Annotated in this window: 14 protein-coding genes; 5 read left to right on the forward strand and 9 right to left on the reverse strand. The window is 63.1% G+C overall.

Features of this window, described 5'->3' with window-relative positions:
- Window positions 1-34 precede the first annotated feature (34 nt).
- The 5 genes from JQ629_RS11220 to JQ629_RS11240 all read left to right on the forward strand — a co-directional run bounded on the left by JQ629_RS11220 (window position 35) and on the right by JQ629_RS11240 (window position 4,845).
- Window positions 35-1,393, forward strand: coding sequence for a formimidoylglutamate deiminase (locus tag JQ629_RS11220; protein WP_212412713.1), 1,359 nt, complete (start codon window positions 35-37; stop codon window positions 1,391-1,393).
- A complete protein-coding gene (gene hutC, locus JQ629_RS11225; protein ID WP_212412714.1) occupies window positions 1,390-2,133 on the forward strand; it encodes a histidine utilization transcriptional repressor HutC in 744 nt (247 codons plus the stop codon). The genes JQ629_RS11220 and hutC overlap by 4 nt, the downstream gene beginning before the upstream one ends.
- A gap of 124 nt (window positions 2,134-2,257) precedes the next feature.
- Window positions 2,258-3,202, forward strand: a complete 945-nt coding sequence (locus JQ629_RS11230) for an ABC transporter substrate-binding protein (protein ID WP_212412715.1) — start codon at window positions 2,258-2,260, stop codon at window positions 3,200-3,202.
- 87 nt (window positions 3,203-3,289) lie between these two features.
- Window positions 3,290-4,063, forward strand: a complete 774-nt coding sequence (locus JQ629_RS11235; protein ID WP_212412809.1) for an ABC transporter permease — start codon at window positions 3,290-3,292, stop codon at window positions 4,061-4,063.
- Window positions 4,060-4,845, forward strand: a complete 786-nt coding sequence (locus tag JQ629_RS11240) for an ABC transporter ATP-binding protein (protein WP_212412716.1) — start codon at window positions 4,060-4,062, stop codon at window positions 4,843-4,845. Before JQ629_RS11235 ends, JQ629_RS11240 begins: the two co-directional genes overlap by 4 nt.
- A 71-nt stretch (window positions 4,846-4,916) precedes the next feature.
- Here the strand turns inward: JQ629_RS11240 and JQ629_RS11245 are convergent, their stop codons facing one another.
- The 9 genes from JQ629_RS11245 to JQ629_RS11285 all read right to left on the reverse strand — a co-directional run bounded on the left by JQ629_RS11245 (window position 4,917) and on the right by JQ629_RS11285 (window position 16,038).
- Window positions 4,917-5,978, reverse strand: coding sequence for a putative FMN-dependent luciferase-like monooxygenase (locus JQ629_RS11245; protein ID WP_212412810.1), 1,062 nt, complete (start codon window positions 5,976-5,978; stop codon window positions 4,917-4,919).
- Between the two features lie 143 nt (window positions 5,979-6,121).
- The gene (locus JQ629_RS11250) at window positions 6,122-7,102 is read right to left on the reverse strand and encodes an ABC transporter ATP-binding protein (RefSeq protein WP_212412811.1); all 981 of its coding nucleotides are present in this window, start codon (window positions 7,100-7,102) and stop codon (window positions 6,122-6,124) included.
- 23 nt (window positions 7,103-7,125) lie between these two features.
- Entirely contained in the window at window positions 7,126-8,115 is a 990-nt protein-coding gene (locus JQ629_RS11255; RefSeq protein WP_212412717.1) for an ABC transporter ATP-binding protein, read from the reverse strand.
- Between the two features lie 4 nt (window positions 8,116-8,119).
- Window positions 8,120-9,043: an ABC transporter permease gene (locus JQ629_RS11260; RefSeq protein WP_212263713.1), complete on the reverse strand. Its 924-nt coding sequence runs from the start codon at window positions 9,041-9,043 to the stop codon at window positions 8,120-8,122.
- A complete protein-coding gene (locus JQ629_RS11265) occupies window positions 9,040-9,981 on the reverse strand; it encodes an ABC transporter permease (RefSeq protein WP_212412718.1) in 942 nt (313 codons plus the stop codon). Before JQ629_RS11265 ends, JQ629_RS11260 begins: the two co-directional genes overlap by 4 nt.
- 17 nt (window positions 9,982-9,998) lie before the next feature.
- Complete coding sequence (locus tag JQ629_RS11270; protein WP_212412719.1) at window positions 9,999-11,603, reverse strand: ABC transporter substrate-binding protein; 1,605 nt, start codon at window positions 11,601-11,603, stop codon at window positions 9,999-10,001.
- Window positions 11,604-11,837: 234 nt separating this feature from the next.
- Window positions 11,838-13,010, reverse strand: coding sequence for an amidohydrolase/deacetylase family metallohydrolase (locus tag JQ629_RS11275; protein ID WP_212412720.1), 1,173 nt, complete (start codon window positions 13,008-13,010; stop codon window positions 11,838-11,840).
- A gap of 77 nt (window positions 13,011-13,087) precedes the next feature.
- Entirely contained in the window at window positions 13,088-14,461 is a 1,374-nt protein-coding gene (locus tag JQ629_RS11280) for an amidohydrolase family protein (RefSeq protein ID WP_212412721.1), read from the reverse strand.
- A complete protein-coding gene (locus tag JQ629_RS11285; RefSeq protein ID WP_212412722.1) occupies window positions 14,458-16,038 on the reverse strand; it encodes an ABC transporter substrate-binding protein in 1,581 nt (526 codons plus the stop codon). Before JQ629_RS11285 ends, JQ629_RS11280 begins: the two co-directional genes overlap by 4 nt.
- Between the last annotated feature and the right edge of the window lie 49 nt (window positions 16,039-16,087).

A 16,087-nucleotide genomic window follows, 5' to 3' on the forward strand; every position in this document is an offset into this window, starting at 1 on the left:
CGTGCCGGTGTTCTGTCCAGCCGGTTTGGAAAACATGTCCACTTTGCATTTCGCGTCAGCGCTGCTCCCGTCCGGGTGGGCCGATGACGTGCAAGTGGTTGTGACCAATGGGATCATCACCAAGGTTATCGTTGGCACGGCGCCGGAAGCCGAAGATGAACGACACCAGCTGGCCATCCCGGGAATAGCGAGCCTGCATAGTCACGCGTTCCAGCGTGGCATGGCGGGCCTTGCCGAAACACGCGGTAATACCGCTGATACCTTCTGGACATGGCGCGAGACGATGTATCGCTTCGCGCTGAGCATGACCCCCGACGATGCCAAAGCCGTCGCGACACTGCTCTATGTCGAGATGCTGGAGCAAGGTTTTACGCGCGTCGGGGAATTCCACTATCTCCATCACGACCACAATGGCACGCCCTACGCCAATCCGGCCGAGATGGCGACGCGAATTGCACAAGCCGCCGAGGCCACCGGCATCGGGCTAACGCTGCTGCCGAGCTTCTACGCGCACGGCTCCTTTGGTGGCGCCGCGCCCCATGCCGGCCAGCGCCGCTTCATCTGTTCGGTCGACCAGTTTGCCAAACTGATCGACGCTACAAAGCGGGCCCTCCGCGAATTGCCCGGCGCCAATATCGGCATCGCCCCGCACAGCCTGCGTGCCGTGACGCCAGCTGAACTGGCGGCAATCGTGCCGTTGGCCGAAGGCGGGCCGGTCCATATCCACGCCGCCGAACAGACCAAAGAAGTCGAGGAATGCATCGCGTGGTCGGGCCGGCGGCCGGTCGAGTGGCTGCTCGAGCATGCCCCAATCAATCAGCGCTGGTGCCTGATCCATGCGACGCACACCACCGCGACCGAAATCGCTGTGCTTGCCAAAAGCGGCGCCGTCGCGGGCCTCTGCCCGGTTACCGAAGCAAGCCTCGGCGACGGTACTTTCCCGGCGCGCGAATTCCTTGATGCAGGCGGCCGGTTCGGCGTCGGCACCGATTCCAATGTCCTCGTCGGCGTCGCTGACGAACTGCGCCAGCTCGAATATGGCCAGCGGCTCAAACACCGGGAACGCAATGTGTTGTCCGGCGGTCCCGGCATCTCGACCGGACGCGCATTGTTCGACACCGCGCTGGCCGGCGGCGCCCAGGCGCTCGCGCAGCCGACCGCAGGAATCCAGGCAGGCGCGCGCGCCGATATCGTCACGCTCGACACCGCACATCCCTCGCTCGCCGGGCGCCATCGGGATGCGGTCCTCGACGGTTGGATTTTTGCGGCCAATGCGGCGGCTATCGACTGTGTCTGGGCAGGCGGCAGCAAGGTCGTTGAAGGCGGGCATCACCGGCTTCGCCAGAAGGCGCGCGAGACCTTCAACGCCGCCGTTCGAAGGCTCGTCGCATGAGCCTCTCGATCGATCGCGACAAGGCCTATGCAACCGACAAGCCGACGCTGTACAAGCAGATACGCCTCGACATCGAACGCCGCATCCTGACCGGCGAATGGCCGCCGGGTCACCGCATCCCGTTCGAACACGAACTCATGGCGCACTATGGCTGCGCGCGGATGACCGTGAGCAAGGCGCTGTCGGAACTGGCCCAAGCCGATCTCATCGAGCGGCGGCGGCGGGCCGGCACCTTTGTACGCCGACCCAAATTTCTGTCAGCAGTCCTGACGATTCCTGATATCCGCGCGGAAATCACCGCGCTCGGCCGCAGCTACTTCTATCAGCTGATCCAGTGTTCGCGCCGTGCCGCCAACGCCGCCGACCGCGCGCGTCTTGGGGTACGAAAGACCGGCAAAGTGATCGCGATAGCCTGTCGCCACAGCGCCGATGGCGTGCCGTTCGCGATCGAGGACAGGCTGATCGATCTCGACGCGGTGCCCGAAGCCGCCACGGCCGATTTTGCGGTCGAACCTCCCGGCACGTGGTTGCTTCACCATGTCCCATGGACGGAAGCAGAGCATTCAATCAGCGCTATCGTGGCCGACGACAAGACCGCAGCCGCACTGGACATTGCGATCGGCGCGCCCTGCCTCGTGATAGAGCGGCACACCTGGCGCAGTGCACGGACACTGACGGCGGTGCGCCTGCTCTATCCAGGCGAATCCCACAAACTGGTCGCCCGCTTCAAGGGCGGCTGAGAGAGATATCAATGCGCATAAGGTCCGGCACAATTTATGCAGCAATAAACAAAGCAGCAACTCACAAAGCGGCCTGCACAGACGCAGCAAGACGCAATCCATGAACCAGAAAAGGGATACAGCCATGCTTAGTTTTAGAGTATTTGCCGCAACCGCAGCTCTCCTGGTGTCCGCACCAGCCGTCGCCCAGGACGTGAAGGTCGGCATCGGCATCTCGGGGTGGACCGGCTTTGCACCGCTCACGCTCGCAAACCAGGCCGGCATCTTCAAGAAGAACGGCCTCGACGTGACGATCAAGAAGATCCCGCAGAAGGACCGGCACCTGGCCATAGCGTCAGGTGACATTCAGTGCGCGGCAACCACGGTGGAAACCTGGATTTCCTGGAATGCCAATGGCGTCGCGACCAAGCAGATCTTCCAGCTCGACAAGAGTTACGGCGCCGATGGCATGGCCACGCGAAACGACGTCGCCGCGATCAAGGACCTGAAGGGCAAGACGGTCGCCGCGTCCGCGCCCGGCACCGCTCCCTATTTCACCCTGGCCTGGATGCTCAAGAAGAACGGTCTCACGGTCAAGGACGTGACCGTGGTGAACCTGGAGCCCGCCGCCGCCGCCCAGGCGTTCGTGGCCGGCCAGAACGATGCGGCCATGACGTATGAGCCTTACCTCTCGACGGTGCGTGCTGCGCCGGACAAGGGCAAGATCATCGCCACCACGCTCGACTATCCGATGATCATGGACACGTTCGGCTGCACCCCGAAATTCCTGACCGAGAATCCGAAGGCCGCGCAAGCACTGGCTGACAGCTATTTCGAGGCCGTGGCACTGATCGAAAAGGACCAGGCCAAGTCGTACGAGATCATGGGATCGGACGTGAAGCAGTCCGGCGAGCAGTTCGGCAATTCGGCAAAATATCTGCGCTGGCAGGACAAGGCTGCGAACCAGAAATTCTTCGCGGGCGAGTTCCAGGCTTTCACCAAGGAAGCCGGCGAGCTGCTGCTCGAGATCGGTATCATCAAATCGATCCCGAAAACCGACGACCTCTTTGACGCGAGCTTCATCAAGTAGACTCCCGGTCGGCGACGCGCCGGTCCCGCTTCTGTGGAAGCGGGACTTGCCGCTATCGGCGCACCGCTTTGAGGAATTTGTCCTGTGATACGACCCCTGGATCCCGTGACGTCGAAGCAGCGCGTAGCCTATGGATTCGCGTTCTTCGTCCTGTTCGTTGCCCTGTGGGCATGGGCCACGTTTGGCGGCTATGTTTCGAAAACATTTCTCGCCACCCCGCTGACCATGCTGCAGGAAGGCTGGGAACTGCTGACGAAGCACGGCTTCCTGTACGATATCGGCATGACGATATGGCGGGTGATCGGCGGCTTCGTGCTGGCGGCCATCATCGCGGTGCCGCTCGGCGTTCTGATGGGCGCTTACAAACCGATCGAGGCTTTTCTCGAGCCGTTCGTTTCGTTCGCCCGTTATCTGCCCGCCTCGGCCTTCATCCCGCTGTTGATCCTGTGGGCCGGCATCGGCGAACTGCAAAAGCTGCTGGTGATTTTTATCGGCTCGGTATTCCAGATCATCCTGATGATCGCCGTGAATGTCGGCAACACGAGGCGCGATCTCGTTGAAGCCGCCTACACGCTTGGTGCTGGCGACAGCGGCATCATCCGCCGCGTCCTGCTGCCTTCGTCCGCTCCCGAGATCGCGGAAATTCTCCGGCTCGTTTTGGGTTGGGCATGGACCTATGTCATCGTCGCCGAACTGATCGGCTCATCGTCAGGCATCGGCCACATGATCACCGACAGCCAGGCGCTGCTCAACACCGGCCAGATCATCTTCGGCATCATCGTCATCGGGCTGATCGGCCTCGTCTCGGACTTCCTGTTCAAGGCCTTCAACGCCTGGCTGTTTCCGTGGAGACTAGCGTGACCGCGCTGAAGATCGATCAGGTCTCACGGACCTTCCCTGCGCGCCAGGGCAATGCGCCGACACGGGCGCTGGAACCGACCAATCTTGACGTCGGCAACAATGATTTCGTCACCATCCTTGGCCCGTCGGGCTGCGGAAAATCCACGCTGCTGCGTATCATCGCCGGGCTCGACCGGCCGACAAGTGGCCGCGTCATTCTCGACGGGCAGGAGGTAACGGGCCCCGGCGCGGATCGCGGCATGGTGTTTCAATCCTACACGCTATTCCCGTGGCTGACGGTGCGCGAAAACATCGCGTTCGGGCTGCGCGAGCGCGGAATTTCCGAGGCCGAACGCGGCAAGATCGCCGATGGATTTATTCAACGGGTTGGCTTGTCCGGCTTTGAAAATCACTGGCCGAAGCAACTCTCCGGCGGCATGCAGCAACGCACGGCGATCGCGCGTGCGCTTGCCAACGATCCCAAGATCCTGCTGCTCGACGAGCCGTTCGGCGCACTCGATAATCAGACCCGCGTGCTGATGCAGGAAATGCTGCTCGGCATCTGGGAGCGCGACCAGAAAACCGTGCTGTTCGTCACCCACGACATCGAGGAGGCCATCTTCCTCGGCAGCCGCGTCATCGTCATGAGCGCCCGCCCCGGCCGCATCAAGGCCGAGATCGCGGTCGATCTGCCCCACCCACGATCCTACAAGATCAAAACCGCGCCCGAATTCGTCCAGCTGAAGGAAAGGCTGGTGGAAGAGATCCGTGCCGAGGCATTGAAGGTGGCGGTTGATGCCTGACGGACGCTCGCTGCCTTGCTGATTTCATGCCTCGGACTTAAGTATCCGAGTACCGCGAACCGTGACCCATTCTACTTTGCATGGGGTTGTTTTCGTAGTTTTGTGTTTGGACCCGCAGCAGCAGGCCCTTTCGTCCACCCCAATGCCGGCGCGACCGCTTCGGCGATCAGTTCAATCGATCGCAGAATGAACGGATGCGGCGGGTCGATCGAGTGCGCCTGAAAGACAAGATCGGTCACGCGCTCCAAAATGCTGTCGGCGCGCAGCGAGGCGATGACGTCGTCAGGCGTCCCGACATGGGTATCGAATGCGGTGATCATGTCGCTCAATGCCTCTCCCGGCGGGGCATGACCACCTGCGATGAAGCTCGCGCGCGCACGCCGCAATCCGACGTCGGCTAGTCGCACCGCCTCCTCACGTTCGTCCGCGGCAAAGACACTGCGTGACGCCATGATCCGGGGCTCGCGCCCCGGCGGCAGTGCGTCGAGGTAGGCATCGATGATGGGGTGTTGAATCTCAGCAAGCGACGCATGTGGAGCTTCCCTTGGCCGCGGCTGCGTTCGCGACAACAGCAGGCCGTCGCCCGCTTTGCCGGCCCTCGTCCCGCCGCTGACGGAAAAAGTCGCCTGCCAGATCCGGTCGCACAGTTGCGGCCTCGGTGGATAGAGCGTATCGCCGCCGGCCAGCGGCGCGCCGGCCAGGGCGTTACGAACAATGTCGAGATTGTCAGCGAAAATCTCCGCGCGTTGCGCACTGTCCAGCCCAAAGGCTGCAAAGGCTGACGGGTTTCCGCCGGTGCCGACACCAAGCTCAAAACGGCCGTTTGATAACAGGTCGAGGACCGCGGCGTCCTCCGCCACCCGTACGGGATTTTCCAGCGGCACGGTAACGATGCCGGTGCCGAGACGAATGCGGGATGTCTGTGCCGCGACGAAGCCGAGAAAAGCAAAGGGCGCTGGCAGCCCGCCCTCACTCTCATGAAAATGGTGCTGCGCGATCCACGCGGAATCAAGACCTGCTGTTTCCGCGTGGACGATCTGCGCTGCCGCGAGGCGATATCGTTCCGCCGGACCAACCTCGTCGAGAAGGCGCGTGAAGAATCCCAACCGCTTCAAATTTGCCAGACGATTCATGAAGACTTTCGGAGAACATAACCCATGCGACCGAGGCCCAGCCGCCTCCGCCACACGAGTCTGCGCGGGGATCGCGGGACAGTCAAATCAGCGCAGGCAAACGGACTTCGATGGTTCGAGCCCTCGCGGACTCCGCCGCGGAATTAGACCGGCAGTGCGTCGAGATGACACGCGGCCCACTGGTCGTCGCCACCCGAGCGAAGTTTCGGCTCCTCCGTCCGGCAGCGATCGAACACGTATGGGCACCTCGTGTGGAATCGGCAACCGCTCGGCGGATTGATCGGGCTCGGCACGTCGCCCTTCAGGATGATCGGGTTGCGGATCGCCCCAGGCTCCGGCACCGGCACGGCCGACAGCAACGCCCTGGTATAGGGATGCCTGGGCGCAGTGAAGATCTGCTGTCTGGGCGCCATTTCGACGATCTTGCCGAGATACATCACCGCGACACGGTGCGTCATGTGCTCGACGATCGCCAGATCGTGGCTGATGAAGAGCAGCGCGAGGCCGAACTCGCGCTGCAGATCCTGCAGCAGGTTGACGATCTGGGCCTTGACCGAGACGTCGAGCGCCGAGACCGCCTCGTCGCAGACGATCAGTTCGGGCTCCGCCGCCAATGCCCGGGCGATACCGATGCGCTGGCGCTGGCCGCCCGAGAATTCGTGGGGCCGGCGGCCCAGCGCGTCGCGCGGCAGGCGCACGGTGTCCATCAGCGCCGCAACCTTGGCCTCGAGTTCGGCGGAAGATTTGGCGAGACCAAAATTGCGGATTGGCTCGGCCAGGATGTCGCGCACGCGCATGCGCGGATTGAGGCTGGAGAACGGATCCTGGAACACCACCTGCACGCGGCGGCGCATGCTGCGCAGGGCTGCGGGTGAGGCGTCGTCGATGCGCTGGCCATCGAGCACCACCTGGCCTGCCGTGATGTCGAACAGGCGCAGGATCGCGCGGCCGACCGTCGACTTGCCGCAACCGGACTCGCCAACCAGCGACAGCGTCTCGCCGCGCGCGACCTCAAAGGACACGCCGTCCACCGCATAGACCCATTTGGACTTGCGGCTGAACAAGCCGCCGCGGACCGGAAAATGTTTCTTGAGATCGTTGACCTGCAGCAACGGGACCTGCAGCGGGACCTGGAGCAGTGGCGCGTTCATGCCGCAGCCGCCTCCTTGGCGGCATAGTGACAGGCAGCGATATGGCGGGGGCCCTTCTCTTCAAGACCCGGCGCGACCTGCCGGCAGAGATCGGTCGCCAGTGTGCACCGCCCCGCGAACACACAGCCCTCGATCCGTCCTTTGAGGCTGGGCACCTGGCCCGAGATTTCGGCGAGACGCCGCGCGGCCCCTGTCAACGAAGAGCCGAGCTTCGGCACCGCGCCGAGCAGGCCCTGCGTATAGGGATGACGCGGCGAGCGGAACAGTTCGGCCACCGGCGCCTCCTCAACCTTGCGGCCGGCATACATCACCATGACGCGCTCGGCGATTTCGGCGACCACGCCGAGATCATGGGTGACCAGAATGATCGCCGCACCGACCCGGCGCTTGAGGTCCAGCATCAACTGCAGGATCTGCGCCTGGATCGTGACGTCGAGCGCCGTGGTCGGCTCGTCGGCGATCAGGAGTTTTGGGTTGCAGGCCAGCGCCATCGCGATCATCACGCGCTGGCGCATGCCGCCGGAAAGCTGATGCGGAAATTCGCGCACGCGCCGTACAGACTCCGGGATGCCAACCAGATTCAGCATCTCGACGGCGCGGGCCTCTGCGGCCTGCTTGTCGAGCCCCTGATGCATGCGCAGCGTTTCTCCGATCTGACGACCGACCGTCAGCACCGGATTGAGGCTCGTCATCGGCTCCTGGAAGATCATCGAAATGTCGTTGCCGCGGATGGCGCGCATGTCGCGCTCGGAGAGTTGCAGCAGATCCTTGCCCTGGAAACGAATCGAGCCCGCGATCTTGCCGGGAGGCTCGGGGATCAGCCGCATCAGCGACATCGAGGTGACCGACTTGCCGCAACCGGATTCGCCGACGATGGCCAGCGTCTCGCCCTCATTGACATGGAAGGAAACACCGTCCACGGCGCGGTTGATGCCCTCGGGGGTCCGGAAATGGGTCTGCAGATTTTCGACTTCGAGCAATGCCATCAGATCAGAGACTCTTGGCCATGCGCGGATCGAGCGCATCGCGCAGGCCGTCACCGAGCAGGTTGACGGCAAGCACGGTGACGGACAGGAACGCGGCGGGAAAGAATACGATGTAGGGTTTGACCTGCCACAGCGCCCTGCCCTCGGCCATGATGTTGCCCCAGGAGGGAATGGTGGGCGGCGTGCCGGCACCGATGAAGGACAATATGGACTCCACGATCATGGCGCTGGCGCAGATATAGGTCGCCTGAACCAGCATCGGCGCCAGCGTGTTGGGCAGGATGTGGCGCAGGATGATCATCGGCGTTCGCGTGCCGGAGGCCGTCGCGGCGTCCACATAGGGCTGTTCACGCAGCGACAGCACGACGCTGCGTACCAGGCGCGAGACGCGCGGGATCTCGGCTACCGTGATCGCCAGGATCACATTGCCGACGCTGGCGCGCGTGAGCGCCATCAGCGCAACCGCAAGCAGGATCGGCGGGATCGACATCAGCCCGTCCATGAACCGCATGATGATGCCGTCGGCCCATCGCACGAACCCGGAAACAAGACCGATGGCGAGACCGGCCAGCGATGCCAGTATCGCCACCGAAAGACCGACCGTGAGCGAGACCCGCGCCCCGTAGATCACGCGTGAATAGATGTCGCGGCCGAGCAAGTCAGTTCCGAACCAGTAGTCCGCGGAAGGCAAGCGCGTGCGTTTGGCGGGCGCGATCGCGGTCGGATCGACGGTCCAGAGATAAGGCGCAAAGATTCCTACCAGGACGAGGCAGACGAGCAAAGCACCGCCGATCGCCACCGTCGGATGGTTGCGCAGGAAACCGAGGACGCCGCGACGAATCTTGACCGGCGACAGCAGATCCGGCAATTGCGGCGCGACCACAAGACCCGGTGGTATCCGTAGCGTGTTGGTTTCCAGGACGGTCAATAGCGGATCCTCGGGTCAACCAGGGTGTAGGTAACGTCGACCATCAGGTTGACCAGCACATAGAGGAAGCTGAACAGCAAAACGATGCCCTGGATGACGGGATAGTCGCGGCGCAGGATCGCGTCGATCGTGAGCCGTCCAAGGCCCGGAATGGCGAACACGCTTTCGGTCACCACCGCGCCGCCGATCAAAAGCGCGATACCGATACCGATCACCGTCACGATCGGAACGGCCGCGTTCTTCAGCGCGTGAACGAACAGGATGCTGCGCTGGTCAAGGCCTTTGGCGCGGGCGGTGCGGACATAATCCTGCTGCAACACCTCGAGCATCGAGGCCCGGGTAATGCGCGCGATCAGCGCGATGTAGACGGAGCCGAGGGCAAGCGCCGGCAGGATCAGGTTCTGGAACCATGGCCAGACGCCATTGGATAGCGGCGTATAGCCCTGCACCGGAAGCCATTCGAACTGCAGCGCGAACACATAGGCAAGCACGTATCCGACCACAAAGACCGGGAGCGAGAACGCGAACACGGCGAAGGCCATGATGGTGCGGTCGATCCAGCTTCCCGCCTTCCATGCCGCCACCACGCCGAGCGGAACCGCGACAAGGATAGTCAGCACCAGCGTAATCGCCATCAGCGAGAATGTCGGCTCGATCCGCTGCGCGATCATCTTGGCGACCGGCAAATTGGTGAAGATCGAGGTGCCGAGATTCCCGTGCAAGATGTCCCATAGCCAGCTGCTGAACTGGACCAGAAACGGCCGGTCGAGCCCAAGGCTTTGGCGTATCCGCTCGACGTCGGCGGGGCTTGCCTGGTCACCAGCAATCACCGCCGCCGGATCGCCCGGCGCGATGTAAAGCAGGCTGAAGACGAACAGCGCGACGATCCCCATTACGGGCAAGGTCGAGAGAATACGCCGCAGAATATACGAGAGCATGTCGATTCACTGTCCCATCACGCGGTCTTCGACACGCCCCAGAAGAACGGTAGCGGCCCCTTCGCGATGCCGGAGACATTCTTGCGCCACGCCGTATAGCTCAGGAAGAAGCCGGTCGGCGCATAGACGACGTCCTCGAGCGCCGCCTTATTGAGGCGCCCCACCGCGGCCTTCTCCTCGTCGAGATTCTTGGCGCCGAACCAGGCCGTGACTTCCTTTTCCACGGCCTCGCTCGTAGGCCAGCCAAACCACGCCTTGTCGCCAGTACCTCGAACAGCATTGTAGACGGCCGGATTGACGCAATCCGCGCCGGCGTGCCAGGTGTGAAATACTTGCCAGCCTCCCTGGCCCGGAGGCGTCTTCTGGGCGCGGCGGGAACCGACCGTGCCCCAGTCGGTCGCGATGAAATCAACGTTCATCCCCATCTGCTTCAAAAGATCGGCGGTGACATCGCCGAACGCTTTGGTGATCGGTTGATCCTGCGCCACCAGGCAAGTGACCGGCTGTCCCGAATAATTGCTCTCGGCCAGGAGCTTCTTGGCCGCTGTGAGGTCGCGCTTGCCCTTTAGTATCTCGCCGCCCGCCTCGCTGTAGAGAGGCGTATCCGGCGTGAAGAAGCCCGGCAGCGGCTTCCAGAGCGCGGGGTCATCTCCAACCAACGCTCGCATGTAATCTTCCTGGCTCAGCGCGGTGAGCACGGCGCGCCGCGCCTTCACATCGTTGAAGGGCGGATGCAGATGGTTCATCCGGAACGAGCCGATGTTGCCGAGTGGGTCGGCGATGTCGACGTTGATGTTGCGGTTCTTCTTCAGTGACGGCACGAGATCGGTGATCGGATTTTCCCACCAATCGACCTCGCCGTTCTGAAGTGCTGCGGCCGCCGTAGCGGGATCCGGGATCACCACCCATTCGATGCGGTCGATCAGCATCTGCTTGCCGCCGGCCAGCCAGGACGCCTTCTCTTGCCGCGGCGTGTAATCGGCAAATTTCTCGAACACCGCCTTGGCGCCGGGCACCCACTCGCTTTTCGCGAATTTCATCGGGCCCGAGCCGATATAGTCGGGGATTTGCTTGAACGGATCGGTCTGCGCGAGGCGCTCCGGCATGATGAAGGCGATCGGCGTGCTGTTCTTGCCCAGCGCCAGCAGCATTTTCGGATAAGGCGCCTTCAGCGACCACTTGAAGGTCCTGTCGTCGACGGCGACCAGTTCGTTCTGGATCGCCTTGAGCATCAGTCCCATCGGATCGCGAGCCGACCAACGCGTCAGGCTTGCCACCACATCCTTGCTCAGCACCGGCTCGCCGTCATGGAACTTCAACCCCGGCCGGAGCCGGAAGGTCCAGACCAGACCGTCATCGGAGGTCTCCTCGGACTCGATCATCTGGCGCTGCGGCTGCAGCGCCGCGTCGACGCCGTAGAGGGTGTCCCACACCATCGCGGCGGCGTTGCGCACGACATACTGGGTCCCCCAAATGGGGTCGAAATTCGCAAGGTTGGCCTGGGGCACGAAGCGCAAGGTGCGCGCCGCGGCGCCTTGGGAAAGGGCCGGCATCGACAAGCCACCCGTTGCGGCCAGGCTGCCCACCCCGGCAAATCCCTTCAACAGCGTCCTGCGATCCATAGTGCTCTCCCCGATTTTGGGTTGTGATGAACGATTCCGCCCGTTTCATGGGCCGAGGGTTCGGCGCCGGTGAGGTGAAACAGGCCAATCAGATGATAGCGATCAGTTTCCTTTGCGTGCAAATGGTATGCCAGCGGGGCCAGGTTGTTCCGCTGCCGAAAGTCAGGTCGATCATGAACGAAGAAACATTTTTCGATCGATCACATCTTCGAGCGATGCATCATCCAGGGCCGATTAACCTGCTGCGAGTTGCCTGAACTTCTCCGATGGTTTCGGGTGCCACCAGCGACCGCCAATGACGACGCCTTCGGACACGATCTTGCGGTCGCCGATCAGATGCTCGCCGATGACGTCGACATAGTCAAACTGCCCTTGCGCGATCGAGATCAGGGTGGCGTCTCCGGCCCTGCCCGGCTTCAGGCTGCCGAGTTCGGGACGCCGCAGCGCCATCGCGGCATTGACCGTTGAAGCGGCGACCACGTCCGGGAGCGGCATGCCCATGCAGAGGAACTTGGACATGGTCGTCACCTGATCGAACGCTGGGCCGTCGATGCACAACAGATGGACATCCGAAGAGATGGTGTCGGGATAGAAGCCGTTGGCGAGCATCGCCCGTGCAGTCTTGAAGGCGAAGGAGCCCTTGCCGTGGCCGATGTCGAACAACACGCCGCGTTCGCGCGCCTCGAGCACCGCCCGCTTCACCGTGCCCTGGGTCGTGGCGGGCGTATTGGGAAATGGCCGGAATGCGTGGGTGAGGACGTCACCCGGACGCAGACGGGCGAGCACCTCCTCGTAGCTCGGCGGCGGATGGTCGATATGCGCCATCAGCGGCATGCCGACCTGTTCGGCGACCTCAAGCGCGATGTCGAGCGGCACGATACCTGAAGTGCCCGAGGCGTGAAGACCGACCCGCACCTTGATGCCGACAATGAGATCACGATTTTGATCCGCCACCATGGCAGCGTCGATCGGATTCATCAGCCGGAGCTCTTCGCTCTCGCCGACCATAACCCGATGCGAGAAGCCGAAGATGCCCGCATGCGAGACGTGCAGATAAGCGAGAATGCGGACCTGGCTCGGCTCGATGACGTGCTTTCGAAAGCCCGCAAAATTTCCTGGGCCGGCACTACCCGTATCAACCGCCGTGGTGACGCCCGACGTGCGGCAGAATTCTTCCGCGTCGATGCCAAGCGAAGTGCCGCCCCAATAAACATGGGTGTGCAGATCGATCAGGCCCGGCGTGACGATGTAACCTGAGACGTCGCGCACGTCGGTGCCGGGATCGGCCTTGAGCTCGCTTCCGACCATGGCCACCTTGCCGCCGGCAAAGGCGACATCCGTCACGGCGTCGAGTTTTTGGGATGGGTCAATTACTCGACCGCCGCGCAAGATCAAATCGAAAGGCATTGCGAACTCCTGATATGACGGTCAAGGAAGCGGCGGGAGCGTGTCACGCCCTTCCAACATTGCGCGTGTGCGGACCGTCAGCCATTAAAGGCCGCCCGGGCTTCTGGCAAATCCCAGATTTTGCCGATGGCCGCGGTTCCAGCCGAGATCGTCGCGGCCTCGTCGCCATGAATGTATTGGCCGCCATCGATCAGCACACGCCCGTCAACAATGACCTGGTCGATATTGGCGCGATTGCCAAGCGCCACCAGCCCACGCCGCGGATCGAACAGCGGTTGCAGATGGGGATGGGTCAAATCAACGACGGTGAGGTCGGCTGTTGCGCCCGGGGTGATGATCCCGAGATCCGCTCGCTTGATGACCGCGGCCGCTGTTGCCGTGACCGACTCGATCAATTCGGGTGCATTGGCGACGTCGGGCCGAGCAGACACGATCTTCGAGATCATCGACGCCGCGTTGAGTTCGCCGAGCAGATCCATGTTGTAGCCGTCGGTTCCGACCACCGTCCGCACGCCGTGCCCGGCAAACCGGCTGAACGCCGCGGTAACGCCAGCGCGCGCAAACACGCGCGGGCAGTTCAGCACCGTGGCGCCCCTCGCCGCCATCAGCTTCAAATCGCCATCGCTGCTCGCGATGCAGTGCGCGGCCAGAAGGTCCGGTGCCAGCAGGCCCAGCCAGTCGAGGTATTCGGCCGGCGTGCGGCCACCGTGACGGCTCCCGATCGTTGCGACTTCGGCCTGGCTCTGCGCGAGGTGGGTGGTGATGGGAACATCGAGCTCGCGTGCGCGGGCGGCGCATGCCCGCAGCAGATCCGGACCACAGGTGTCGGTCGCGTGCGGGCTCATCGCAAGGCCGATCCGCCCATCGCCGCGACCGTTCCAGCGATGGTACAGCGCGTTCCAGGTATCCATATCGGCCTGGCCGTCATCGCCCGCGTAGCGCACCACGCCGTCCGGCCCGGCCTTGGCGTCCGATGTGGAGAACAAATACGGCGCGCCATAGAAGCGGATGCCCATCTCCTCGGCGGCGTCGAACATTTCAGGGATGGTGTTGCGAAACGGCTCCATGACCGTGGTGGCGCCGCCCTTCAGCAATTGCAGAATGCCGAGCCGTGCGATGGCGAGCCGTTCCGAAGGCGACAGCATGTCGGCACCCCGCTTGGTCAGCGGCAGCAGCACCGTATAGACGATGCTCTGGTTGTTCTTGCGACCGTTGCCGTCCTCCGTATGGGTCCGGGCGACGGCTTCGCTGAAGCAATGGTTGTGCAGGTTCAAAAGCCCGGGCAGCACGAAGCGGCCCGGTCGGTCGAACACCTCGGTGGCGGACGGGCGCTCGCGCGTGACGGCGGCGATCCGCTTGCCCTCGAGCAGCACCCAATGATCGCGCAGCACCTCCTGCGCACCGTCCTTGCGTGACAATACATAGCTGCCGAAGATCGCGATCGTGCTCATGCGGGTTTCACATTCCAGAACACGGCCGTGCCGTCGAGGATCCCGGTGATACCAGAACGGTAGGCGGTTGGTTGTTTATACTGGCCGATCGGAAAATAGGGAATTTCCTCGAACGACAAGGCCTGGATATCGCGGCAGATCCGCTGTTGCTCGGCCAGATTGGCGGCGGCGAGCCATTGGCTTCGGAGCGCCCCCATCTTCTCGCTCTTGTACCAGCCGGCCACTTTGCTGTCGCCACGCAGGTTCGAATTGCCAGCCGGGTTCAGCCAATCGATGCCCTGCCAGTTACCGACGCCCGCGCTCCAGCCGCCCTGGGCGACAGGATCCTTTTTCAACTGCCGCTGCAACACCAGGCCGAAATCCAGCCCGGCATATTCGACGTTCATGCCGGCCTGCTGCAGCATGTCGGCGGCGATGTCACCGAGCGGCTTTTGTGCCAGCGAATTGGTGGGGACGAGCAGCACCACCTTCTCACCATTATAACCGGCAGCTTTCAGATCAGCCTTGACCTTTGCCATGTCGCGAGGCCCGCGGAACACGTTCAGGCCGACATCGCTTGCCATCGGCGTACCCGGCGCAAAGAAGCCGATCGGCGCGGATTGATAGGCGGGATCTTCGCCCGCAACCGCCGTCATGAAGGCGGACTGGTCGATCGCGCCGAGCAGCGCGCGGCGGATAGCCGGATTGTCGAATGGCGGCTGCAGATGGTTCACCCGCAACATGCAGGTGTACCCTCGCGGGTCGAGGATCCGCGTGGTGACGCCGGTACGCTTCAGCACCGGCAGCAAATCGTGCGGCGTCGTTTCCTGCCAGTCCTGTTCGCGCGTTTGCAGTGCAGCGACCCCTGTCGCCGCATCCGGCATCGTCGTCCAGACCACGCGGTCGTAGTGAACGACCTTGGGACCGGCGGTCCAATCCGGCTTGCCATCCTGACGGGGCTGATAGCGATCGAAGCGGGCATACACATTGCGCGCGCCCTGCACCCGCTCGTCTGCCACGAAACGGAAAGGACCGCTGCCCACCACCTCGGTCAGCGGCTTGAACGGATCCTGGCTCGCCAGCCGCTCGGGCATCATGAACGGCGCCTGGATCGCCGCCTTGCCAAGCGCCGCGGGCAGCAGAGGGAAAGGCCTGCTCAACCGAAAGCGGATGGTGCGGTCGTCCGGTGCCGACAATTCATCCGTCGCCGCCATCAGTTCGGCGCCGAATCCGTCGCGAGCCGCCCATCGGCGAATGCTGGCGACGCAATCCCGCGCCAGCACGCGCTCACCGTCATGCCATAGCAGGCCGTCGCGCAACGTGAGATCCCATTGCCGGTCGTCATTGGAGACGACATGCCCGGACACCATCTGCGGCGAGACCTCGAGCGCCGAGTTCATGCCGTAGAGGGTGTCGTAGACCATGAATCCATGGTTACGGGAGACCTGCGCCGTGGAGTAGATCGGGTCGATGAAGGTCAGATCGATCACGGGAATGAAGCGCAGTGTGGTCTGCGACTGCGCCCGCAGGATTCCCGGCAGCGACAGCGCCGGCGCCGCGGCGGCAGCCTTCAACAGTGAGCGGCGGGAAACAAGCATCGAGAACTCCTGGAACAATCAATCGGCGGATATTCAATCGGTGCGGTTC

The organism is Bradyrhizobium sp. AUGA SZCCT0222 (assembly GCF_018130205.1).
In the GTDB taxonomy this organism is placed as follows: domain Bacteria; phylum Pseudomonadota; class Alphaproteobacteria; order Rhizobiales; family Xanthobacteraceae; genus Bradyrhizobium.

Coding starts and splice junctions, on each gene's coding strand:
- JQ629_RS11220 (WP_212412713.1), top strand. CDS start 35: ATGTCCACTTTGCATTTCGCGTCAGCGCTGCTCCCGTCCGGGTGGGCC.
- hutC (WP_212412714.1), top strand. CDS start 1,390: ATGAGCCTCTCGATCGATCGCGACAAGGCCTATGCAACCGACAAGCCG.
- JQ629_RS11230 (WP_212412715.1), top strand. CDS start 2,258: ATGCTTAGTTTTAGAGTATTTGCCGCAACCGCAGCTCTCCTGGTGTCC.
- JQ629_RS11245 (WP_212412810.1), bottom strand. CDS start 5,978: ATGAATCGTCTGGCAAATTTGAAGCGGTTGGGATTCTTCACGCGCCTT.
- JQ629_RS11255 (WP_212412717.1), bottom strand. CDS start 8,115: ATGGCATTGCTCGAAGTCGAAAATCTGCAGACCCATTTCCGGACCCCC.
- JQ629_RS11265 (WP_212412718.1), bottom strand. CDS start 9,981: ATGCTCTCGTATATTCTGCGGCGTATTCTCTCGACCTTGCCCGTAATG.
- JQ629_RS11270 (WP_212412719.1), bottom strand. CDS start 11,603: ATGGATCGCAGGACGCTGTTGAAGGGATTTGCCGGGGTGGGCAGCCTG.
- JQ629_RS11275 (WP_212412720.1), bottom strand. CDS start 13,010: ATGCCTTTCGATTTGATCTTGCGCGGCGGTCGAGTAATTGACCCATCC.
- JQ629_RS11280 (WP_212412721.1), bottom strand. CDS start 14,461: ATGAGCACGATCGCGATCTTCGGCAGCTATGTATTGTCACGCAAGGAC.
- JQ629_RS11285 (WP_212412722.1), bottom strand. CDS start 16,038: ATGCTTGTTTCCCGCCGCTCACTGTTGAAGGCTGCCGCCGCGGCGCCG.